Raw genomic sequence first — 23014 nt, 5'->3', positions numbered from 1 at the left:
GAATTTATGATTGAGTTAAGCTATTGGCTGATCGCTAGTTTGCTAGTACCCATTGTTGGTGCTGTTGTCATTTCAAAGCTAGATAAGGTACCCGATGCGCGCGAAGCCACTACCTTACTGACAGCCGCTTTGCTGTTTGCTATTAATGTATACTTATACCTTCACTTAGACGATGCTGGCCAAGCCGGCTTTATTCTTGCCGAGCCTATTGAAGGCTTGTCTATCTCATTTGCAGTAAACAGCTTTGGTATTATGTTTGCGCTCATTGCGAGTGGCTTATGGATTGCTACGTCTATTTACGCAATCGGCTATATGCGAGCTCACAAGGAGAGCCATCAAACGCGCTTCTTTACACTTTTTGCTGTTGCGATAACGGGCGTGATGGCGGTTGCTTATGCTGAAAACTTATTCACTCTTTTTATCTTTTATGAATTTTTAACGCTCTCTACTTATCCTTTAGTCACTCATTCAGGTACAGCTGATGCCAAACGTGGTGGCCGTAAGTACATACTTATTCTAATGGGGTCGTCAATCCTGTTTTTCTTACCCGCAATGACCAGTGTTTATTTTATCGCCGGAAGTTTAGAGTTTGTGCAAGGTGGGATTTTAGAAGGAAGTTTGGATCCAGTATGGGTGCTACCTTTATTGCTGATGTTTATATTGGGTATCAGTAAAGCGGGTGTAATGCCTTTGCATAAATGGTTACCTTCGGCGATGGTTGCACCAACCCCAGTAAGTGCCCTATTGCACGCAGTTGCAGTGGTAAAAGCCGGCGTATTTACGATAGTCAAAGTCATTGTGTTTATCTTTGGTACTGATTTCATTACGCAATCTGGCGCTAATCAAGTTCTTATTTGGTTTCCAATTATTACCATTGTTGCAGCCTCATTAATCGCCCTAACAAAAGATAATTTAAAAGAACGGCTTGCGTACTCAACGGTCAGCCAATTAAGTTATATTGTGCTAGGTGTCATGCTAGCGACTAAAGATGCAGTAACAGGTGCAAGTATGCACATTGCCATGCATGCCTTTGGAAAAATCGCGCTCTTTTTTGCAGCCGGTGCAATATTGGTGACAATGCACAAAAAAGCAGTCAGTGATTTGAATGGCATGGGCCGCGCAATGCCGTTTACCTTTGCCGTATTTACAATTGGCACCTTGAGTATTTTGGGTATTCCTTTCTTTGGTGGGATGTGGAGCAAATGGTACTTATTGTCAGGCACGCTTGGCTTTGAACAAAACATCTTTATCTATTGGTCGGTATTAGCGGCGCTTGCGCTAAGCTCCCTTCTAAACATCTATTATTTACTGAGCATTCCAATGCGTGCATTCTTTTTGCAAAACAAAGCATATCAACAAATTCAGGAAGCCCCTAAAGCGTGTTTAATAGGCATGGCAATTCCAACAGCAATGACCTTATATTTATTTTTTGACCCCTCTGTATTTTATCAACTTTCACTCACATTAACTGAATAACGGAGGCCAATAAGTGCAAACAAATGAGTCAACACCATTGAATCAATCTAGCGATGCGACAAATGACAATTCGCTCGTTACTGCTGATGATGCTAATAACGACGCCTCCTTTTTTGATAAACCTCGTAACATTAAGATTATTATCTATTCTTTCTATGTGCTGTGCGCCGTTTTGGTCGCACTTGATTTTGTGGTGCACCGACATATTTATTTGTCATTCGAAGAAATTCCTGCCTTTTATGCCATATATGGTTTTATCGCCTGCGTTGTGCTTGTGGTCATAGCTAAATTAATGCGCCATGTTGTGATGCGTGATGAATATTATTATGACAAAAGAGAAGATGAAAAAACCGTGGGTGAAGCAGATGTCACCCGCTCACAAGATACTGGAGATAAGCAATGATGAGTTATGCTATCCCTGCCTTCTTACCTTTCTTTATAGCGGCTGCTGTTGCCTTAGTCATTCCAATGAAGTGGCGTTACGCTTTAATTTTAGTGCCCTTGATTAATGGACTTTATTTATATACTAGCCTTGATCCCAGTCCAATTACGATGCAGTTGCATGTGTTTACGCTAGAAATCGTCAAAGTAGACGAGCTGTCGCTATTGTTTGCCTACTTGTTTCATTTAGCCTGCTTTATTTGTCTAATTTATGCTATGCATTTGAAAGACCGCGTTCAATTTGTGGCCGGTTTAGCCTATGCCGGTAGCGCGGTAGGCGCTATTTTTGCGGGTGATTTTTTGACTGTATTTGTCTTTTGGGAACTTTTAGCCTTAACATCTGCATTCTTAATATTCGCTCGGCGCACTAACTCTGCTACACAGGCCGGTATACGCTATTTGATGATACAAATACTGTCTGGAGTTGCGCTATTAATCGCCGCGATCATGCATTATCAAGCAACGGGGAGTATTAGCATTACCCAAATTGGCTTGAGTGATTACACTTCTTACTTGTTCTTATTCGCTTTTGGCGTAAAAGCAGCCTTTCCATTCTTACATACTTGGCTGACAGATGCGTATCCTGAGGCCACCCCCGTGGGCACCGTGTTTTTGTCAGCCTTTACCACAAAGGTCGCTATTTACATGCTAGCGCGGACCTTTCAAGGCGAGGCTTTGCTCGTTTATATAGGGGCTGCGATGACCTGCTTCCCTATTTTCTACGCAGTAATTGAAAATGATCTTCGAAAAGTCCTTGCCTATAGCCTCATCAACCAACTTGGGTTTATGGTTTGTGGCATTGGCATTGGTACTGCACTGGCGATGAATGGTGCGGTTGCTCATGCCTTTAATGACGTTATTTTTAAAGGATTGCTGTTTATGACCATGGGTGCTGTACTCACGCGCGTGGGTCACGTAAACGGTTCGAACTTAGGCGGTTTGCATAAAACCATGCCTAAAACCACGCTTTTTTGTATCGTTGGCGCAGCGTCTATTTCAGCCTTTCCCTTATTCAGCGGCTTTGTGAGCAAAAGTATGGTAATGGCTGCAATGATTGAAGCGGGTCATGAATACTTATGGCTAATGCTGTTATTCGCATCGGCTGGGGTATTCCACCACGCGGGCATTAAAATCCCGTTTTTCGCCTTTTTTGCCCACGACTCAAAATTACGACCTAAAGAAGCCCCTACCAATATGCTAATTGCAATGGGTATAGCAGCGAGCTTGTGTATCGTAATAGGCAGCTATCCTGAATTCCTTTACCAGTTATTGCCGTGGGAAAATGACTATAAGCCTTACGACATCACGCATACTTTAACGCAACTACAACTCTTAGCCTTTTCTGCTCTTGCCTTTGTGTGGCTAAATAAGCAAGGCCTTTATCCGCCCGAGCTTAAATCAGTCAACCTAGATGTTGAATTTTTATATCGAAAAGTAATGCCAGCAGCAGGCCAAAGCGTATTTTCAAGCTTGAGTTTAGCGGCAAGTACAATGAAGAGAACTGGTGCGTCTGCCTTAGCGATGTTACCAATTATGAAAAGAAACAATGATGCAAGTGCAGCAACGTTAACATTAAGAATGGTGATTGGCTTTGTGCTACTAGCACTAATAGCACTTATTACAGAGTTAATGTAGTCCTTGCCTTCGCAAGGACTACGGATGACATTATGCACTTGCCTTTTTTAAGTCCAAATAGGCAAGCCGGCAAGCCCCATAATCAACACCCAAGTACCAAAGAACAATTTGAGTTTTACCGCGGAAAAATATAACACTACGTGCTTAGCAATGATGCCTCCCAAAATGGCACCAGCACCAGCGAATATGACAATTTGCCAATATATTGCCTGCGAGATACTTAGATGATAAACAATAGCGGCCTGAACACTAAACGCTGATAGGATGACCGCCAGTGCAATTGCAAAGCTAATGTTAAAGCCCCGTAATATCAAGTAAACCGCTACAAGCTCTCCAACCCCAACCGACAACCAAGCGGTGATTATGCCACCAAAAAACGCGATTACGATAAGCATCAGTGCATCAACAAAGCTGAACACTCTTCGATTTCGCTGATTAATCATAAACGGTATCGACGCATAAATAGCCAAAGCTAAAACAATAGAAAACAAACCAAAGTAAAAGTGCAGTCCTGATTGCACTTGTGCGGTGTATTGCGCCAATACGTACTGAGCTAAGCAGATACCCGCAATTGAAAAAGGCACGCAGATACCAAGACCCCTGCCCATCATTTGCCATTGGGCTTGTTGCTGATGATCTTTATTGTTAGGTAACTGCAAACCTTTGTAGTGGTTAAACCATGTAACAGCGCCCGCTGTCATTCCAAAGCATTGGATGGCAAAACTCGTCGCAACAATGGTTTCGCTAGACAACGACAGTTGATTGAAAAAAGGAACAAAGACTACGCCACCGCCCGCACCTGTGGCATTCGCAAAAATTGCCCCAATAACGCCTAACAATAAAAAAGCGCCATACTCATTAATCAATAGATAACTTTGGGTGATAAGAAGTAGAGCTAACCATATCGCCAAGACGCCACTTTTAAATGGATATAGCTTGAATAAATTTTGTGTTTTCGTTAACAATGTATCAGCTGCTCTTTTAAATTAGATCCACGGGACGCATAAACCATGGTCTGTTTACTAACGATATGCGTAAAAAGATTAATTGCTCTGTACCAACGCGAAGATTATACCCAAGGTATCTAAATATGGTAGTAACGTCTGAAAATAACGGGCATACAATTATAACGCTTTCACCCAACTGCTCTGCTACCTGGAAACAAACCAAGTGGGTCATTGTCATCATGGTGTTGGTGGTGATGATAATTGCAATAAGTTGGACTTTTATTGGCGCATGGTTTGTACTTCCGTTTGCAGGTTTAGAAGTGGGTCTTTTTGCCTACCTTATGTACAGAGTTTCACTTTATACCCATACACAGCAAGTTATCAGTATTGACGCTAAGCTTGTGAATATAGAGCAAGGTTATCGTAAAAAACAAACCTTAGCGTTAATACAACGTTCTCAACTTGATATATTTTACAGTGAATCAGAAAACAATTGGGAGCTGCCACGCTTTTCACTTTGTGCTAACGGTCAACGATATGAGATAGGTAACTTTTTGAATTTAGAAGATAGAAAGCGCTTAAAAGAGGTATTTGAAAATGCCGGCTTTATGGTTTGTAGAAATAAATGGTGGCAATCTTGATCTTTGCATCCTGCAATACAGTTTAAATAATAGGATTAACAATACCGAGGCATCCTATGAATTTATTTATTGAATCTATTGAAGGTGGTACTTTTCTAGCCGGTACTGGTGACAAAGCAATAGACACTCCACTACGAGATGACTATCGCAATAGCGCAAACTTTCAATCAATACGCGATATAAAAGAGCAAGTTGCAGGGCAAGAATTTGAGAAGGTGTGGCTAAAACAAAACACACCCTATGACGAAATGTGCGGCAGCCCCGAAGGCGAAGAAAAGCTGTTGCTTGAGCTTGACTGGGAAAGATAAGATTAACCTCAGCGCAAGATTGACGCTGATACACCTTAGCTGATATGCCTTAATAGAAAGCCCCTGATAATATCAAATCATCAGGGGCTTTTTTGTAAGTTATGGCCTTACTTCAGCAAGCTCGATAACTGCGCACTTACCGCTTCAACAGATTGCGTACCATCTAATTTGTAGTATTCACACAAGCCTTCACTTGCGGCTTTAGAATAATATTCGACCAAGGGTTTAGTCTGCTGATGGTAAACACCCAAGCGGTCTCTTACCGTTGCTTCTTTGTCGTCTTCACGAATAACAAGATCATCACCGGTTTCGTTGTCTTTACCTTCAACTTTAGGTGGGTTGTAAGTAACATGATATACACGTCCCGAAGCGGGATGTACACGTCTTCCGCCCATACGCTCTACAATAACGTCGTCAGGAACATCAAATTCAATTACGCTATCAATCTTTACTTGTGCTTCTTTCATAGCGTCAGCCTGCGGTATAGTCCGCGGGAAACCATCTAGTAAAAAACCGTTTTCACAATCAGCTTGCGCAATACGCTCTTTTACTAAACCTATAATAATGTCGTCAGAAACTAACTGCCCTGCATCCATAACTTTTTTAGCGGCAAGACCCATATCAGTCCCCGCTTTTATTGCACTGCGAAGCATATCGCCTGTAGAGATTTGTGGGATCCCAAACTTGTTCATTAAAAACTGAGCTTGCGTTCCTTTGCCGGCACCAGGGGCACCAAGAAGAATTATGCGCATTACTTTCCTCCACCTTTTTGGGTGATTCGTATAAGTGATTTAGAATAAATTTTTACAGTGCGAAACTCTACATGTATGCCGTTACATAGACAAGCGCTATTCACCAAAATTGGTCAGACTTTAGCCGCAAGTATCTATTTATTCTGTAACACCTACTACTAATTAACTAACTGCATAAAAAAAGCCAATGAAAGTATCAACTTGCATTGGCTTAATTTCATTTTATGCGGCTAGTTATTTCACTAGACTAGACAGCAACGCATTGAGATTTTTAACAAAGCTAGCTGGCTCTTTCAAGCTACCCTGCTCTGATAATGCCGCTTGGTCAAACAACACTTGTGTCCATTGCGCAAATTGCTCTTCGTCTTGTACATCCGAGACCATCTTAATTAGATGATGTTCTGGGTTAAGTTCAAAGCTATATTTTGGCTCTGGCACCGGCTGACCGGCCGCTTGCATAAGCTTCGCCATTTGCGTCGTCATGCCGTCATCGGTGGCAACGATACAAGCCGGTGAGTCAGTCAATCTATGAGTGAATTTCACATCTTCGACTTTGTCACCTAAGGCTGTTTTCATTCGGCTTAAAACACCTTCAACCGCCTTCTCTGCTTCTTCTTTCGCCTTCTTAGTTTCATCATCATCTAAGTCGCTTAAATCGGTGCTTGAGCTTGCTGCTGATTTAAGGGTCTTACCATCAAATTCATTGAGGTGTGACATTAGCCATTCGTCAATACGTTCACCAAGCAATAGCACTTCTACACCTTTTTTACGGAACACTTCTAGATGAGGACTAGTGCGTGCTGCTGCGTAAGAATCGGCCGTAACGTAGTAAATAGTTTCTTGTCCTTCTTGCATACGCTCAATGTATTGCGCAAGCGATACAGTCTGTTCGTTACCATCATTGTGGGTTGAAGCAAAACGCAGTAGACCCGCGATTTTTTCTTTGTTTGCAAAATCTTCTGCGGGGCCTTCTTTGAGCACGTTACCAAACTCATTGTAAAATGCTTGATATTTCTCAGCGTCATTTTTCGCCATTTTTTCAAGCATACTTAAGATACGCTTAGTACAACCTTGGCGAATTGCTTGGGTAATTTTGTTGTCTTGCAGTATTTCACGCGACACGTTTAGCGGTAGATCGTTTGAATCAAGCAAGCCCTTTACAAAGCGCAAATACGTTGGCAAGAATTGTTCTGCATCGTCCATAATAAAGACGCGTTGAACGTACAATTTAAGTCCATTAGTTTGCTCACGATTCCATAAATCAAAAGGTGCTTTTGACGGAATATATAGCAAGCTGGTGTATTCAGTTTTACCTTCTACTTTGTTGTGCGACCACGTTAATGGATCTGCATAGTCATTTGAGACATGCTTGTAGAATTCATTATATTCTTCGTCTGAAACATCAGACTTTTCGCGGGTCCATAGAGCTGTTGCTTTGTTGACAGCTTCCCATTTGCCTGGTTGCGCTGGGATTTTTTCACCATCAGGGCCTTCACTTTCAGGTACTTCTTCTTTGTAAAGCTCAACTGGGATACTTATATGGTCTGAATATTTTTTAATGATTGAACGTAAACGCCAGTCATCTAAAAACTCTTTTTCTTCTTCTTTAATATGAAGAATAATTTCAGTACCGCGACCTTCTTTTTCAATATCAGCTACGGCGAACTCACCTTCACCTTCTGAAACCCACTGAACACCTTCATTTTTATTTGCACCAGCGGCACGGGTATTTACAGTAACTTTATCGGCAACGATGAATGCAGAATAAAAACCAACACCAAATTGACCAATTAACTGCGAGTCTTTAGCTTCATCACCTGAAAGTTTTCCGAAGAAATCAGCGGTACCTGATTTGGCAATAGTACCTAGGTTTTTGATCACATCTTCTTTGCTCATACCAATACCGTTGTCTGATACGGTCAAGGTACCGGCATCAGCATCAACACTCAATTTGACATGAAGGTCCCCATCGCCTTCAAACAATTCAGCGTTTGATAATGCTTTAAAGCGTAACTTGTCTGCCGCATCGGCAGCGTTTGATACAAGTTCACGCAAAAATATTTCTTTGTTTGAGTACAAAGAGTGGATCATCAAATGAAGTAATTGCTTTACTTCTGTTTGAAAACCATGTGTTTCGTGTTGGACTGTCTCAGCCATAACCAAGGGACTCCTTAAAATCTAAAATTGAGTGAGTTTGTTGTGGAGTAGATTTGAGGGCTATTTGTGTAAATTCAACAGTGAAAACGAATAAATTTTCAAGAAAGGTTAAAACTCTCGGCGTCCACTGAAAGCATGGGTTAAGGTATTGCCGTCGATATATTCTAATTCACCGCCGACAGGCACACCATGCGCAATTCGAGTTGTGCGGATTGAGTGCTTCTTGCACATTTGTGAAATGTAATGGGCGGTAGCTTCGCCTTCAACCGTAGGATTGGTCGCTAAAATTACTTCTTCTATTTTATCTTGGCTGAGATGTTGCTGCAAAATATCAAGGCCAATTTCATTGGGGCCAATGCCGTCTATGGGAGATAAATGCCCCATTAGCACAAAATAAGTACCTTTAAACTGCCCTGTTTGTTCAATAGCTAATACATCTTGTGGAGATTCAACAATGCATACTTGCTGGGATTCGGCTCTACTTGGGTTGTTGCAGATATTACACAACTGGGCTTCAGTGAAGGTTCTGCACTGCTCACAGTTGTTGATATGTTCCATCGCATTGTGCAATGCCTCACTAAGCTTTAATGCACCGCCTCTATTACGTTCTAGTAAGGTAAAGGTCATGCGCTGGGCGCTTTTAGCGCCAACGCCTGGTAGGCATTTAAACGCGGTGATTAGCTCGTCGATTAAAGGACTGAATGACATGTCGTATTTATATCCAAAACTGGCTTAAGTTGAAAATCGCTATACTGGCGCATGCACTAAACAATTGCAATAAAACACGATTAATAATAGAAACAGGAACCAACAATTTTATTGCGGGAATATCTCAGGTTATAAAGACAGGTTTACCCTTTCCACTACAAACTTTAATGTGTTACTTTAAATTTACGATGCGTTAACGAACTAGAGGCTGTCATGACATCACGAAATTTTACTGCCATATTTTTTGTTTTAAGCACTATGCTATTAATCTCACCTAAAGCGAATGCTGCAATCATTATTGCAAGTATCGACTCAAACAACGTGACAACAAATGTCACTCAAACTGGCTCGCAAATAGATGCTGTCAGCAATGGAACAGTAGATAGTTATTCTGGATTACTGTTCAACCCTACCGGGGCCTCAATAAGTTTACAAATAATATCTGACACATTAGGAACAGTGACTGGAGGGTTATTTTCAATGACCTCTGGGAGTACTAACTATTTGTCTGGCAATATCGCTGGCGGTGCCTATACATTTGTATCGCCTTTTAACATGGGCAACCCTACCATCAATTTTTCAGTTAGCGGCTTAAGCAGCGACACGATGAACGTGTTTGATATTATTGGGCCGGTGTCGGTTACTCTCGATTTATTTTCGACTCCTAGTGCAGGCACTATTACTGAAATGTTAGCCCAAGCAAATTTCACAGGATTTATGCATAGCGAATTTGAATTTTCTGCGAATGCAGTACCGTTTCAAGGAAGCTTTTTACTCGTGATTTTAGCTTTAGCTGGTTTGATAGGAAGATTTAGAACATAGGGTGTTGGCTCATCTCATCGCCCTTTTACTTGCCTAAACTCTGTCTAAGAAAATTTATTTTTTTGTAACTATTAATGGGTACTTTCGCTCTTTTTACTTGATTTATGGGGCATGAACGATAATAGTTAAAATGCCCGTGCGGTTTACTCTAAATACTATCTTTGATACCGCATAAAACAAGATTGGAGAAATACATGCAAGCACAAAGCAACGCTAAACATGAAATTAAAGAGTTCCTAAATCAAGTGTCGTTGTCAGACGTTATGACCAAGGATGTGCTAACGGTTTATGAGGGCTGGTCTGTTCGTCGATTGTCACAATTTTTCCTTAAACACCAACTGTCAGGGGCCCCTGTTATTGCTGCCGACGACGAATTGGTTGGTGTGGTTACGCAAACAGACATAATTCGATTTGAAAGTAATGAACCGTCTGAAGCTGAAGTTAAAAAGCTGATTAGTCAGTTTTGTGGCCCGTTTGGAGGCGATATCGATCCTGCTGAAATTAAACGCATTCAAGATAGAGCAAACGATTATTGTACTGTTAATTCAATTATGACGCCGACAGTCAGATCAATTGATATTGACGCCTCACTGATAAAAGCATCTGACATTATCATTAATGAAGGTATACATCGCTTATTCGTGACTCAAAAAGGCTTGTTAGTTGGTGTAGTATCAGCAACAGACATATTGAAAAAAATCGTCATATAGGCCGCTAATTTCTATTTCGATAAGATTTTAGGTAATGCGAAGTTTGGTTGTGCGGGTAAGTTTTGGTCAAACTTCAGCGTATTTTCCGTTGCTTAAGAACTAAACAGGCTATTGCCCTTGGTAATGTCGCTAGTTTTTCTGGTTCTATGTTGCAATAGATATTAGTAATCGCACGAATTCATCTTAGTAGTAAGGTTTGAATTCTCGTTTAGTCTTCCTGTAAATGTAGATGCTGCCACCAAAAAACAAAACAAATATGAACGGCATTAACTTGTTGTCGCCTTTCCAAGCGTTTTCTGTTTGCTCGTACGTTCTGATTGGAATATTGTCCACAAACAACTCGAACACAGAATAATACTTCACATCGTTATATAACGGGCCTTTAGGTTCACTGGCTAGATATGAAAATCGAAGCTGCTTTCCTTTAGAGTTTAACAGCGCGTCTAAAACAACGCCTTGACCATTCGCTTTAGAGGGGTAAACAAATTTATGCTCAGCGGTAGTCAAACCAAAGCGGATACCGTACTTGTATTTTTCAACCCAACTTACGTATCCTTGCGTCTCAACTAAAGCGTCTCTCAGAGGATACCCACTATTTTCCTGCGTTAAGTAAACATACCCGATTCCAAAAGCAAAAAACATTGACACAACAGACAATGACAAATAGCTATAATATGTAAACTTAGTCATTAACGCTTACTCAACCATTACTGCATTCAGCCATTCTGAATGAACCATCGACAGAAAGAAGGAGACTCCCTCCACCATATGTATTTATTAGTAACTCACCAGTCTCAACATACCATGAGGTTTTTGGTGCTCCAGGCAGATTTATCCATGGGATACTTATCCATTGCCCGTTTTCATCTCTGTGTAGTTTAAATATCATTCCGCTGTTCATGGACAGGTGCGCAAGCCCAGTAACAACAAAATAGCTGCCCGGCAGTGCCGACGCTCGAACTCTCCATGTGAGCAGTTAGCCAATAACTCAGGCTTTTCATTACACCCATGGGTCTTCGCAAATACCGCTGGCATCAAGGTTAGCCTATTGTGTTAGTTTATCCTACACTCCCAAATCAAACTAAACCAAATTAAATTAAATTCTATACACACATACAAAAAAGCAAGTAGACTCAATTAATGAATCACGATGTTATAGATGATAAACAACACATGATGGATAAGAAGAAGGGTTCACTTGTTGTTGTGGGCACCGGAATAAGTGTTTCAGGTCAAATGACCCTGGTGACGCGCAATCATATTAAACAAGCAGATATTGTCTATGTGGTGATTCCAAACAAGCCTGGTATAGACTTTATTAAAAGTTTAAACCCGAATACAGAAGAACTGACCGACCTATACGAGGAAGGAAAAGACCGTGCTATAACCTATCAAGAAATGATGCAGCGTGTTGTCAAAAAGGTAGTGGATGGCTTTAATGTATGCGCCGCTTTTTACGGGCACCCGGGCGTATTTGTCGATCCATCTCACCAAGCGATTGAGCATTTAAAAAACAAAGGTTACTCGGTAAAAATGGAACCGGGTATTTCAGCTGAAGATTGTTTAGTAGCCGATTTGGGTATTGACCCGGCGGCATGGGGTTGCCAAAGTTACGAAGCTACGCAATTCTTGCTAAGGCATTATCGAATTGACCCACACATGACTCAAATTATTTGGCAAATAGGTTGTGTAGGCGACGTTACGGCTAAAATAGAATTTGATTGTAGGCATGCGCTGCAGTTACTGGTGAATAAACTACAGCATGATTACTCGCCAGAGCATCAAGTGATTATTTATGAGGCAAAAACCTCAGCCTTATTTGCCACGCGTATAGAATATTGTGCCTTGCATGAGCTAGCCAACGCAGAATTAACGGCTTTGTCGACATTGGTGATCCCCAGTATTGGTTTACCAAAACAGGATCAAAAAGTACTGGCACAATTGGCTAAAGACTCCGATAATAGCGATGGATTAAACTTATACAAAAAGGAAGTACAATGAGCGATAAACTCGTTGAATTAACAAACGCACTAGACCAAGACCCCGCATTACTTAAAAAGTATATTGATAATCCTCGACAAACCTTAGAAGACTTTGGCGTTGAGCCAGCCGATATTGAATTAATTCTAGGCGGTGATATGTTAGCATTAAAGAAAAGATTAGACATGTCTCAAATGAAAGCGGTCAACGTTATCAGTAAATCCAAATAAGGATGGCTCGTTTGCGCATACTTTATTTCTGTTTGTTAGCATGCTTATCAATTGAGCAAGCATTTGCAGATGAGACATCACAAGTTCAAGCGCAAGAATTGTTAGATAAGATTGAAGTCTTGATCATAAATAGTCCTGATCAATCCGATAATTTATTCAAACAAGCCAGAAATAACTCAATTATTTTAGGGTCGCCAAGCCTTCAAAGTCACTTATATAATTTAATCGCTTTCAATGAATTGGTGCGAGGTGATAGACCCACCGCTGCTGTCAATTTAGCTAAAGCAAAGAAATTGGCCATTGCCTCTGGCAATCGCTTGCAACATGCTGAGGCCTTGCGGCGTGAAGGTGTATTGCTCATGATGCTTCATCAGTACACAGACGCTCTCGGTATACTCTATGAAGCAATGTCTTTGTATTCAAGTGCAAATGTGAAACAAAAAGCCAAAGTTCTGGGGTCAATACTAAATGTGTATGTTGCGCGAGAACAAGTGACAGAGACATTGAAGTATGGGCATCAACTATTAGATTTTTCAAGCAAACATGGTTTAGATGAAGATATATCCCACGCACAAATTCAGCTCGTAAACGGATATATTTGGAAGGGTAATCTGAAGCAAGCAAGATATTATTTGGCGGGTTTAATACAATCCGACAAACCTAATAATTCATCATTAAGGTCCTTTGTGCTTCTTATGCAATCAAAGGTTTTAAGAGCAGAAGGCAAACTCCTCGATGCTCTTGAAACAATTCGACTTGCTAAACAAACAGCTATCCTTTCAACGGTGAATGTAGTTATTCCCTCTATTATATTTGAGGAAGCAGAAATACTGTATGCCTTGGGTCGATACGATGATGGCATCGACAATTATCAACAGTTAATTAATGAAATTGACAACACAAGTGCAATATCAACGAAATTAAAAGCGACAAAGAGACTATCAATTATTTATGCGACCAGCGGAGAATTGGAGCAAGCATTAAGTTACAGCAATCAATACAATGAAATGTTATTGGCATCAATACAAAACAATGAACAGCAATTGTTAGCAATCAATCAGGTTAAACTGGATGTGTCCAATAAAGACAATACCATTCAATCGTTAACCCTAGAAAAGCAACTAATTGAGCAACAACAGCGAAATCAAATGCTGATTATGGCTATTTCATTTGGCGCCGTTATTGTGATCACGATATTTGCTTTTGTTACCTTTTATCAAAAACGAAAGCTTGCCTCAACGCTGCAAGATTTAGAAAAAGCCGCAAACGCAAAATCACAGTTTTTGGCTAGAATGAGCCATGAAATTCGTACACCCATTAATGCGATAATGGGATTGACCCATCTTGCTTTAAAAACATGCCGTGATGCGGATCAAAAAGTTAATTTCGAGCAAATAAGCGAGTCTTCTCAAACCCTGCTTAGTGTGGTAAACGATGTATTAGACTACTCTAAAATTGAAGCTGGGGAGTTTAGTATATCGAACCGGCCGTTTGATATCGAAGAAATAATTACAAGGGCACTGCGACTTATTAGCCTGCAAGCACAAGAAAAGAATTTATCTTTAAACCACGCTATTGCGCCCAGCACACCCAAGAAAGTAATAGGTGATCCGCTACGCCTAGAGCAGGTGCTATCTAACTTATTGAGTAATGCCGTTAAATTTACTCAAACAGGCGGCATTACCATATATGCCGCACACAAGAACGAGAATAATCATGACATATTGACCTTTGAAGTCAAAGATACGGGCATGGGAATTGATTTGAGTAGCGGTGTCGATTTATTCGATTCATTTTCGCAAGCAGATGAATCGATTACGCGAAAATACGGTGGAACCGGGCTGGGTTTGGCTATTTCTAAACAACTCGTTGAATTAATGGGCGGTGAAATATGGGTGGAAAGTGAGCTCAACAAGGGCACTTCATTTTATTTTACGACCTATATTACAGAACAAACTAAAGCGCTGGTCTCTAAAGACGTAATGGCAGAGGAAAATACTTTAAAAGTCTTGGTAATAGACGATTCAGCGTTTTATAGAGAGTACATTAAAAAATCGCTTAATCGCTTAAGTGTAATTAGTGTAGAGGCACAAAACGGACAAGAAGGAATTGATATATTCTCAGACGCTCTGCAGCAAGGAAGGCCTTTTGATTTAGTCATAATAGATTGGCAAATGCCTGACATGGACGGTCTAGAGGTGGCCTCTCTGGTACGTAAAGAGAGTGTACGTCAAGATAGCGTAAACAAAGAGAATGCGGTTTTATCTCCCAGCATTATTATGCTGTCAAATTTTGACTTGCCCCGTTTACAAAGCTTGGCGCAGCCCTACAGGATTGATGCGTTTCTCGAAAAGCCTATAGATACCGAAGAGCTCATTAAAACTGTGCATGAGAAGATACCACATAGCGATGCAAGGCAACTAGATTTAACTTCTAGTCAGGCTCCTGATTTACGCCATCTACACGTACTATTGGTAGACGACAAAAGCATAAACAGAAAGGTCGCCAGCGCTTATTTAGCTGTTACTCAAGCAAAAGTCAGTATCGCTGAAAACGGCCAAGATGCGATCAATATACTAAGTGAACAGCCTGATATCGATATAGTATTGATGGATATCCAAATGCCAGTATTGGACGGCATATCCGCGACTATTAAAATACGAAATGACCTAAATATTGACACACCTATCGTGGCGATGACAGCGCATGTATTGTTTGAGGAAGTAAAAAAGTGTTTAGACGCAGGCATGAATGCGCACGTGGGAAAACCGATTAACCCTCAAATTCTGTATCAAACGCTGGTCGATACTTGCCATAATCCAAACCACGCGGCACAAGCTACATTGAGTGACATTAAGGCAAAAACATCAATCACTGAGCAGGGCCAATTAAATCGTTCATTGCTCGAATTAAATAAAGAAAGAGCCATACATGTGCTGCTGAATAATCAAGATGCCTATGACGAGTTAGTACAAGAGTTCATTAAAATGTATGAAAACACTCCAATAAAAACAAGCATAAACTCTTTAACAGAACTCGACACGGTTAAGACGGCTATACATGCACTTAGTCCAGCACTTAGCTATATTGGCGCATTCAATATGGCTAGATACGCCATTGAACTAGAAAATGAATTGAAGCTAACTGACGTCCCGCTCAACACTAAACTCAATGAAAAATTAGCTGAATTAAGACGAGCACTGAAGGATTTAGCTGCAAAAGTTACATCATAGCTGCCAGCGTGTTTAGAGACTGTTACGTCACATTATAAGAACGCGTTTCAGAATAAAACATTCTTATTTAAACTTAAAACTAAAACGGCATCTTAAAGCCAGCTGGCAAACCCATACCGCCAGTTACGCCACCCATTTTTTCTTGAGTCGTTTCTTGTACGCGGCGTACTGCATCATTGATGGCAGCGGCGACCAAGTCTTCTAGCATTTCTTTGTCGTCACCTACTAGCGCGTCATCTACATCAACGCGGCGTACGTTATGGTTACAAGTCATGGTGACTTTTACCATGCCCGCTCCGGCTTCACCCACGACCTCTAGCGTGGCGAGTTCTTCTTGCGCCTTTTGCATTTTTGCTTGCATTTGTTGGGCTTGTTTCATCATATTACCCATGCCGCCTTTAAACATAATGTCCTCTCTTTATTTTATAAGCTTGAATATTCATTACTGTACAAGGTTAATTACCTTGCTTCAACGCTGCCTTCAACAACTTTGGCATCAAAGGCTTTAATCAATTCTTGAATCGAATCCGTTGCGCTTATCATGTGCAGTGCGTGTCGCATGCGCATATCGTTTATACTGTTTTGGATCTGAAAAGGTGTATTTTCTACATCATCAAACGCGATTTCTACTTCAATTTCTTCGTCTAATAATTCAGACAGTGTGGTCTTTATTTTATCGACAATAGGCTCTTCATTAATATGATGGTTTTCTTTCGCTAAGGTTAGAACCAAAGGGTTGCTCAAGGTTTCGCAGCGAGCGTTTATTAGCAACTGTCGCGTAAGCGCCTGAATATCAGTAGCGTCAACAAATTCGCTCCATTGATCGACCTGACGCGCAAGTGTTACTTTTTCACCACTGGGCAAAAATGCCGCCAACTGCCCGTTAAATGGAGCAAAATGATGCCCCAATTTATAGGTGAACGATTGGGAAACCGCTGGAGCGGCTTGGGTGTCAGCTTCAGACTTTTTTGGGCCTGAATCTCCCTCTTTGTCTTTGGTATATTCTTTAAGTTGCTGACTAACCTTTAATAGCTCGAAGGTACTTTTGCTAGCCTGCTGTGGATCAGACGATTGCTGCGCGCTAGGCGCTGGCTTTTGCTCTTCAGCTTTACTGGGATGAACAACATCATCTTGAGGCTGATACATCGCTTCGTTTGCAAATTCATCACCAAACATATCGGTAAACATTGGCGGTTCTTCGTCCGGCAACGGCGGTTGTTCGTCATCAAACTGTGGGGGAGCAAAAGATTCGTCTTGGACTAAATCAGTATCTTGCGTGCTGGGCACATCAGCTTGAGGGGCAATTGGCTCACTTTGTGCAACCGGCTCTGGGGGTTTATCTTCAGTTGTTATCGATTGCTGCGTAATGTGCTCAGCTTCTGATTCTGCAGGCGCTTCTGATTCTACCGGTGCTTCAGCCTCTACCGGTGCTTCAGCTTCGTCTGTTAGGCTTGTTGGCGCTGGCGAAGTTGCAGGACTTTGTGGCTCAAGTTCAACCATCGCTGGTTCAGGAGGCTCTTGCGCAGGTATTGTTGCTGGTATCTCTTGCGGTGCAGTTAATTCGACTTTCTCGGTACTTGGTTTAACAACCGGCTCTGAGGCAGGTTCTGGCAAGGTTTCAAAAGCAGGCAAATCGTTATTCGTGGTTACCAAGCTATCAAGATCTAAGTCAATCGTTTGCGCAGGTGAAAAAGCCAACATGCGCAATATGGTCATTTGTAAGCCAGTACGGGCATCAGGTGCGTGTGGTAAATCACGTTTTCCGTTCACGCCAATTTGGTAAAGAATTTGAATATGCTCTTTAGAGATACTTTTGGCTAAGGTATAAATGCCTTTGGCAGAATCGCTGTCTAGTTTACATACTTCAGGCACAACTTGCGTCAATGCAATTTGATGCAATAGCCCAAGTAACTGTGATAAAACCTGAAAATAGTCAGGAGAACTTGAGCAAATATCATCAAGTTGCACAAGTGCGTTTTTACTGTCTCGTTCGCAAATGTGCTTAAGCAGTTTTACAATTTGGTTTTTGTTAAGTAGTCCAAGCATATTGGACACAACCGCTAAGCTGACTTGGTTATTACCTTGTGCAATAGCTTGGTCGGTAAGGCTTAAAGAATCACGAATACTGCCCTGAGCAGCACGTGCCAATTGGGCCAGTGCTGTTTTCTCATATTGAATTTGTTCCTGCCCTAAAATATAGGCTAGATGGCCTTGAATTTGGTCGGTAGTTAAGGCTTTTAAACTAAACTGTAGGCAGCGTGATAGCACTGTAACTGGCAGTTTTTGCGGATCGGTCGTCGCCAGCAAGAATTTTACATGTTCGGGCGGTTCTTCGAGGGTTTTCAAAAGAGCATTAAAGCTATGCTTAGAGAGCATATGTACTTCATCTATCAAGTACACTTTGTATTTACCGCGGGTTGGCCTGTATTGCACGTTGTCGAGAAGTTCACGGGTATCTTCTACTTTCGTCCGTGACGCAGCATCAATTTCGAGCAAATCTACGTACCTGCCATCGCTAATATCAACGCAAGTATTACATACGCCGCAAGGATTGGCACTTTGGCCTTTTTCGCAGTTAAGACTTTTTGAAAAGATGCGCGCAATGGTCGTTTTACCCACACCTCGTGTACCTGTAAACAAGTAAGCGTGATGTAGCTTATCGTTTTCTAAAGCATTACTTATGGCATCAACAACATGTTGTTGCCCCACTAGTTCAGAAAACGTCTGTGGACGCCATTTTCTTGCCAGAACTTGATAGCTCATCGGCTAATTAGTCTCCGTCGAATTCGCAAACACAATAAGGCGTAATATTAGCAGCTTTTAATTTTGCTTCGCCGCCAATGTCCGGTAAAGAAATAATAAATCCAGCATGCTCAACAATACCACCTAAACGCCGAATTAAGGTTGCAGTGGCTACCATAGTACCGCCGGTCGCGAGTAAATCATCAATCATTAAAACACGATCACCTGGGCTTATCGCGTCTTTATGAATTTCTAGTTCGTCTGTGCCATACTCTAGTTCATATGACTCAGAGATAACTTCACGCGGCAACTTTTTAGGTTTACGTACAGGCACAAAGCCAACACCGAGTTCTAGAGCTAAGGGCGCCCCAAATAAAAAACCGCGGGCTTCTGTGCCAACGACCTTATCAAATTTAAGATGTCCGTATTGGGCTTTCAGCAAATTAATACAAGCTTGAAAAGCCTCATGATTTTGCAATACGCTAGTAACATCACGAAATAAGATGCCCGGCTTAGGGTAATCAGCTATGGTGGTTACCGCATTTTTGATTAGTTCTTGTGACACACTTTATCCTTTTATGTGTTTCTTATTATGGCTTTGATACTTAATTACTGAAAAAGAAAACGTACCATCCTGCTATTATGTGCAGCAAAGGGAATGCCACTAACGCTCCGACGATACCTAAAAAATACCACCAGTTAAACACTTCTTTAAACTCGGCATTATCACCCATAAAATAAACCTTAATGTACTAAAATTTTTGGAGGGTGAATACTACTTGATCGAGATCAAAAAAAATAGGCTTGTATTAGGAATTTACTATGAAAGATAGTGCTGACATGTAACAAAAACATTCTAGTAAGACTTTAGTACATTCATCTAAATGCTATTTTGTTAGCGTATGGTTTGTATAGCGGCGCAAATACACCTAAACTACGATTCCACTTCAACTCGTATCCTGTATTCAAATAAGAAAAGGACTATTCGTGAGCGATCTAACACTTCCACTTGTCTTGGTTGGACTTTTTTCAATAGCGTGCCAGCTGTTCGCGTTTAAAATAAAAGTCCCGGCCATATTGCCACTGTTGATGGTTGGTATTATTGCAGGCCCTGTAACGGGTTTAATAAATGCCGATACGCTTTTTGGCGACTTGCTTTTCCCCGTGGTTTCTTTGTGCGTCGCCATCATTTTATTTGAAGGTGCATTAACCCTGCGCTTTAAAGAGTTAAGTGGGCATGGGTCGATGGTGAGAAATTTATGCACGATTGGGCCGATTGTGACCATTGCCATTGTTGCCCCTATTACACATTATACTATTGGAATATCGTGGGAACTTGCCTTTCTTTTTGCGGCACTTATCACGGTAACTGGCCCTACAGTGATTGTTCCGATGCTGCGCACTGTGCGACCAAGTGCTAAGATTTCGAATATTCTGCGCTGGGAAGGGATTATAATTGACCCAATTGGTGCCTTACTCGCTGTCATCGTATTTGAATATATCGTTTCTTCTCAAAATGCATTAGAACACTCACTGCTCGCTTTTATTACAACCGTAGGCGTTGGTGCACTTATTGGTGCTGCCAGCGGATATCTGCTTGGGCTTGCTATGCGCCACAAACTTATTCCACATTACCTATTAAACACGGCAGTACTGACTATTATGCTTGGCGTATTTGCAGCATCAAATATGCTCGCCCACGAATCAGGCTTAATTACGGTCACCATTATGGGCATGTGGCTAGCCAACATGAAAGACGTTGATGTTGATGATGTACTCGAATTTAAAGAAACCTTAAGTGTTTTATTAATTTCTGGCCTATTTATTTTACTTGCCTCACGTATCGACGTGAGTTCGTTATCGCAATTAGGTTGGCAAGCGGCAATTTTATTGATCGTCATAATGTTTGTGGCAAGGCCCGTATCTGTGCTGATTTCTTCTGTAGGGAGTAAGTTAAGCTGGCAAGAACTGTCTTTACTGAGCTGGATTGCACCAAGGGGGATCGTAGCGGCCGCAGTATCAGCCCTCTTCTCGTTAAAGCTAGAAGCATTAAATTACGCGCAAGTTGAAATTTTAGTACCCATGGTATTTTTGGTTATAATTGTTACCGTGGTATTTCAAAGCTTGAGCTCTGCAAAGGTCGCCGAGTGGCTCAAAATCAGGTCTCCTGAACCCAACGGCTTATTAATTTTTGGTGGCGGACAATTTAGCCGTGAGCTTGCAAAAGAACTGCAAAATCAAAAAATTCCGGTTTGTTTGGCAGATACGAACTGGGAAACCATTAGCCAAGCGCGTATGGATGGCATTCCTAGCTATTTTGGCAACCCCATATCAGAGCATGCTTCACGACATTTAGATACGTCGTTATTTGGCAGAGTGCTGGTGATGTCTCCTTATAAACAAATCAATCCTTTGGTCACTTTTCATTTTGAGCATGCTTTAGGGAAAGGAAGTGTATTGGCCTTAAGCAATAATGAACAAGCCGCACGACCAAGCCACCAAGTCTCTGAAGACTACAGTAAAAAATTGACATTATTTAATGAAGACGCAACTTATCGTCGACTGATTAACTATGTCAATAAAGGCGCTGTAGTAAAAACCACAAAGCTTTCAGACAACTTTAGTTACGCAGATTATCAGGCTGAATATGACAAACGACTGATTCCACTTTGCGCCATTTTACCTGATGGAAACGTAGAGATATTTAACACCCTAACGAAGCTAAAACCCAAGCCAGAATGGAAGATAGTGAGCTTAATCAAGGCCGATTCAAAAACGGTTTCAAAAACCGCCCCTAAAACTGATAGTACAGCACCTGAGGCAAAAGAAGGTAAAGCGTAAGGCTAAAAATATACTCGGTGACGTCATAACAACGTTCACCGAGTATCATTAATGCAATATACCTATACGTCGTTTGCAGTTTGCCTTACTCTATTAAACCAACCAATCTAGGCAACCATTCACTTATAGCAGGAATAAAGGTTACCAGTAGCAAACAGACAAACATAGCGGCGTATAAAGGCAACAACGGTTTAGTTACTTCACCAATACTCGTTTTGCCAATGCTACAACCCACAAATAACACGCTCCCCACAGGCGGAGTGCACAACCCAATTGACAAGTTTAATATCATCATAATACCGAAATGTAAGGGCGATACGCCCATTTCAAGCATGACCGGCATTAAGATTGGCGTGAAAATAAGCACCGCGGGTGTCATATCCATAAACGTGCCCACAACAAGCAGCATAATGTTAATAAGCAGCAGTATAATCAGCGGGTTTTCAGATAAAGTTAGAATAAATTGGGTAAACTGTTGGGGTATAAACTCATACGACAACATCCATGACATCGCTGCACTTGCGCCAATCAGCAACATAACAATCGCTGTGGTTTGGACTGACTTTAAAAATATGGTGGGTAAATCGGCAAAGGCAATTTCTTTGTAGACACCTACCGAAAGTAATAAAGCATATAAAACCGCAATGGCGCCCGCTTCAGTAGGTGTGAAATAACCCCCAATGATACCGCCAATCACCACCACAATTAAGAACAAACTAGGAATGGCTGCAAGCAAATGATGTACACCCTCTGCAAAGCTATACTTTAATCCTTTCGGCAAATTATTACGTTTCGCATAATAAGCACACATGACCATTAGCCCACAAGCGACTAAAATGCCAGGTAAATAACCTGCCATAAATAATGCTGCTATCGACACTCCGCCACTCGCCAGTGAAAAGATAATTAATATATTACTAGGAGGGATAAGCATGCCGGTTGTTGAAGCGGTCACGGTGACGGCAGTATTGAAGCTTTTGTCATAACCTTCTTTGTTCATAGCGGGGATCATAAAGCCACCAATTGCTGATGTAGCTGCAACCGCACTGCCAGATATAGAACCAAACAAGGCACAAGCAATAACATTTACAAAGGCCAAGCCACCAGAAAAGCGCCCTACTAATACCATGGCAAAGTTAATCAAGCGCCTTGCAATTCCGCCTTGGCCCATCAAATACCCCGATAAAATAAAGAAGGGAATGGCGAGTAAGGCAAAACTATCTAGTCCAGTGGCTATCCGCTGAGCAACTGTTGTGACGGCAGAAACCGAATCCATGGTAAAGAGCATGGTTAATATAGTTGAAATTGCAATCGCAATCGCGATTGGTGTATTAATGACAAGTAACACAACGAAACTAATGAGCAATATCCAAATGGTTAAATCCATCACA

The 23014-nt window shown here is 41.4% G+C and carries 21 protein-coding genes; 11 read left to right on the top strand and 10 right to left on the bottom strand.

What is annotated here, in order from left to right; translation table 11 throughout:
* Positions 1 to 6: 6 nt before the first annotated feature.
* From AC0L6H_RS12095 to AC0L6H_RS12085, 3 genes are read left to right on the top strand one after another with little or no spacing between them, the layout of a single operon-like run.
* Positions 7 to 1476 carry a proton-conducting transporter transmembrane domain-containing protein gene (locus AC0L6H_RS12095; RefSeq protein WP_473389236.1) on the top strand — a complete coding sequence of 490 codons (1470 nt, stop codon included), beginning with the start codon at positions 7 to 9 and terminating at the stop codon, positions 1474 to 1476.
* 13 nt (positions 1477 to 1489) lie between these two features.
* On the top strand, positions 1490 to 1879 hold the full coding sequence (locus AC0L6H_RS12090; RefSeq protein ID WP_473389235.1) for a hypothetical protein: 390 nt from the start codon (positions 1490 to 1492) through the stop codon (positions 1877 to 1879).
* A complete protein-coding gene (locus tag AC0L6H_RS12085) occupies positions 1876 to 3552 on the top strand; it encodes a Na(+)/H(+) antiporter subunit D (RefSeq protein ID WP_473389233.1) in 1677 nt (558 codons plus the stop codon). Before AC0L6H_RS12090 ends, AC0L6H_RS12085 begins: the two co-directional genes overlap by 4 nt.
* Positions 3553 to 3599: 47 nt before the next feature.
* Here AC0L6H_RS12085 and AC0L6H_RS12080 read toward each other — a convergent pair whose 3' ends face one another.
* On the bottom strand, positions 3600 to 4463 hold the full coding sequence (locus AC0L6H_RS12080) for a sulfite exporter TauE/SafE family protein (protein WP_473389231.1): 864 nt from the start codon (positions 4461 to 4463) through the stop codon (positions 3600 to 3602).
* 179 nt (positions 4464 to 4642) lie between these two features.
* On the opposite strand from AC0L6H_RS12080, the gene AC0L6H_RS12075 reads away from it, so the two are divergent.
* Entirely contained in the window at positions 4643 to 5140 is a 498-nt protein-coding gene (locus AC0L6H_RS12075) for a DUF2244 domain-containing protein (RefSeq protein WP_473389229.1), read from the top strand.
* A gap of 56 nt (positions 5141 to 5196) precedes the next feature.
* Positions 5197 to 5448, top strand: coding sequence for a DUF6482 family protein (locus tag AC0L6H_RS12070; RefSeq protein WP_473389227.1), 252 nt, complete (start codon positions 5197 to 5199; stop codon positions 5446 to 5448).
* Between the two features lie 107 nt (positions 5449 to 5555).
* Here the strand turns inward: AC0L6H_RS12070 and adk are convergent, their stop codons facing one another.
* From adk to recR, 3 genes are all read right to left on the bottom strand, one after another.
* Positions 5556 to 6200 carry an adenylate kinase gene (adk, locus tag AC0L6H_RS12065; protein WP_473389225.1) on the bottom strand — a complete coding sequence of 215 codons (645 nt, stop codon included), beginning with the start codon at positions 6198 to 6200 and terminating at the stop codon, positions 5556 to 5558.
* A 234-nt stretch (positions 6201 to 6434) separates the two neighbouring features.
* Positions 6435 to 8357 (bottom strand): molecular chaperone HtpG, encoded by a 1923-nt coding sequence (gene htpG / locus AC0L6H_RS12060; RefSeq protein ID WP_473389223.1) that lies wholly within the window; start codon positions 8355 to 8357, stop codon positions 6435 to 6437.
* Between the two features lie 108 nt (positions 8358 to 8465).
* Complete coding sequence (gene recR / locus AC0L6H_RS12055; RefSeq protein ID WP_473389221.1) at positions 8466 to 9065, bottom strand: recombination mediator RecR; 600 nt, start codon at positions 9063 to 9065, stop codon at positions 8466 to 8468.
* Between the two features lie 213 nt (positions 9066 to 9278).
* Between recR and AC0L6H_RS12050 the strand changes: the two genes are divergently transcribed.
* Together AC0L6H_RS12050 and AC0L6H_RS12045 are read left to right on the top strand one after the other, a co-directional pair.
* Positions 9279 to 9887 (top strand): hypothetical protein, encoded by a 609-nt coding sequence (locus AC0L6H_RS12050; protein WP_473389219.1) that lies wholly within the window; start codon positions 9279 to 9281, stop codon positions 9885 to 9887.
* Between the two features lie 194 nt (positions 9888 to 10081).
* On the top strand, positions 10082 to 10597 hold the full coding sequence (locus tag AC0L6H_RS12045; protein WP_473389218.1) for a CBS domain-containing protein: 516 nt from the start codon (positions 10082 to 10084) through the stop codon (positions 10595 to 10597).
* 183 nt (positions 10598 to 10780) lie between these two features.
* Here the strand turns inward: AC0L6H_RS12045 and AC0L6H_RS12040 are convergent, their stop codons facing one another.
* Both AC0L6H_RS12040 and AC0L6H_RS12035 read right to left on the bottom strand, forming a co-directional pair.
* Complete coding sequence (locus tag AC0L6H_RS12040) at positions 10781 to 11287, bottom strand: hypothetical protein (RefSeq protein WP_473389217.1); 507 nt, start codon at positions 11285 to 11287, stop codon at positions 10781 to 10783.
* 10 nt (positions 11288 to 11297) lie between these two features.
* Entirely contained in the window at positions 11298 to 11486 is a 189-nt protein-coding gene (locus tag AC0L6H_RS12035) for a hypothetical protein (RefSeq protein ID WP_473389215.1), read from the bottom strand.
* 251 nt (positions 11487 to 11737) lie between these two features.
* Between AC0L6H_RS12035 and AC0L6H_RS12030 the strand changes: the two genes are divergently transcribed.
* Genes AC0L6H_RS12030 through AC0L6H_RS12020 form a run of 3 tightly spaced genes read left to right on the top strand, consistent with a single transcriptional unit; the run spans position 11738 to position 16040 of the window.
* The gene (locus AC0L6H_RS12030) at positions 11738 to 12598 is read left to right on the top strand and encodes an SAM-dependent methyltransferase (RefSeq protein ID WP_473389214.1); all 861 of its coding nucleotides are present in this window, start codon (positions 11738 to 11740) and stop codon (positions 12596 to 12598) included.
* The gene (locus tag AC0L6H_RS12025) at positions 12595 to 12807 is read left to right on the top strand and encodes a hypothetical protein (RefSeq protein WP_473389213.1); all 213 of its coding nucleotides are present in this window, start codon (positions 12595 to 12597) and stop codon (positions 12805 to 12807) included. Before AC0L6H_RS12030 ends, AC0L6H_RS12025 begins: the two co-directional genes overlap by 4 nt.
* 11 nt (positions 12808 to 12818) lie before the next feature.
* Positions 12819 to 16040 carry a response regulator gene (locus tag AC0L6H_RS12020; protein WP_473389211.1) on the top strand — a complete coding sequence of 1074 codons (3222 nt, stop codon included), beginning with the start codon at positions 12819 to 12821 and terminating at the stop codon, positions 16038 to 16040.
* Positions 16041 to 16119: 79 nt separating this feature from the next.
* Here the strand turns inward: AC0L6H_RS12020 and AC0L6H_RS12015 are convergent, their stop codons facing one another.
* The 3 genes from AC0L6H_RS12015 to apt are packed head-to-tail and all read right to left on the bottom strand — an operon-like array spanning position 16120 to position 19347.
* On the bottom strand, positions 16120 to 16446 hold the full coding sequence (locus tag AC0L6H_RS12015) for a YbaB/EbfC family nucleoid-associated protein (RefSeq protein WP_473389210.1): 327 nt from the start codon (positions 16444 to 16446) through the stop codon (positions 16120 to 16122).
* A 53-nt stretch (positions 16447 to 16499) separates the two neighbouring features.
* Positions 16500 to 18803 (bottom strand): DNA polymerase III subunit gamma/tau, encoded by a 2304-nt coding sequence (gene dnaX / locus AC0L6H_RS12010; protein WP_473389209.1) that lies wholly within the window; start codon positions 18801 to 18803, stop codon positions 16500 to 16502.
* A gap of 7 nt (positions 18804 to 18810) precedes the next feature.
* Positions 18811 to 19347 carry an adenine phosphoribosyltransferase gene (gene apt / locus AC0L6H_RS12005; protein WP_473389207.1) on the bottom strand — a complete coding sequence of 179 codons (537 nt, stop codon included), beginning with the start codon at positions 19345 to 19347 and terminating at the stop codon, positions 18811 to 18813.
* A gap of 422 nt (positions 19348 to 19769) precedes the next feature.
* Between apt and AC0L6H_RS12000 the strand changes: the two genes are divergently transcribed.
* The gene (locus AC0L6H_RS12000) at positions 19770 to 21623 is read left to right on the top strand and encodes a cation:proton antiporter (RefSeq protein ID WP_473389206.1); all 1854 of its coding nucleotides are present in this window, start codon (positions 19770 to 19772) and stop codon (positions 21621 to 21623) included.
* An 85-nt stretch (positions 21624 to 21708) separates the two neighbouring features.
* On the opposite strand, the gene AC0L6H_RS11995 is transcribed toward AC0L6H_RS12000, so the two are convergent.
* The gene (locus AC0L6H_RS11995; protein ID WP_473394525.1) at positions 21709 to 23010 is read right to left on the bottom strand and encodes a TRAP transporter large permease; all 1302 of its coding nucleotides are present in this window, start codon (positions 23008 to 23010) and stop codon (positions 21709 to 21711) included.
* Positions 23011 to 23014 lie beyond the last annotated feature (4 nt).

The sequence above is a fragment of the Glaciecola sp. G7-5 genome (assembly GCF_055808975.1).
Note: the sequence above shows the minus strand (reverse complement) of the source record. Positions and strands in the feature narration are given on the sequence as shown.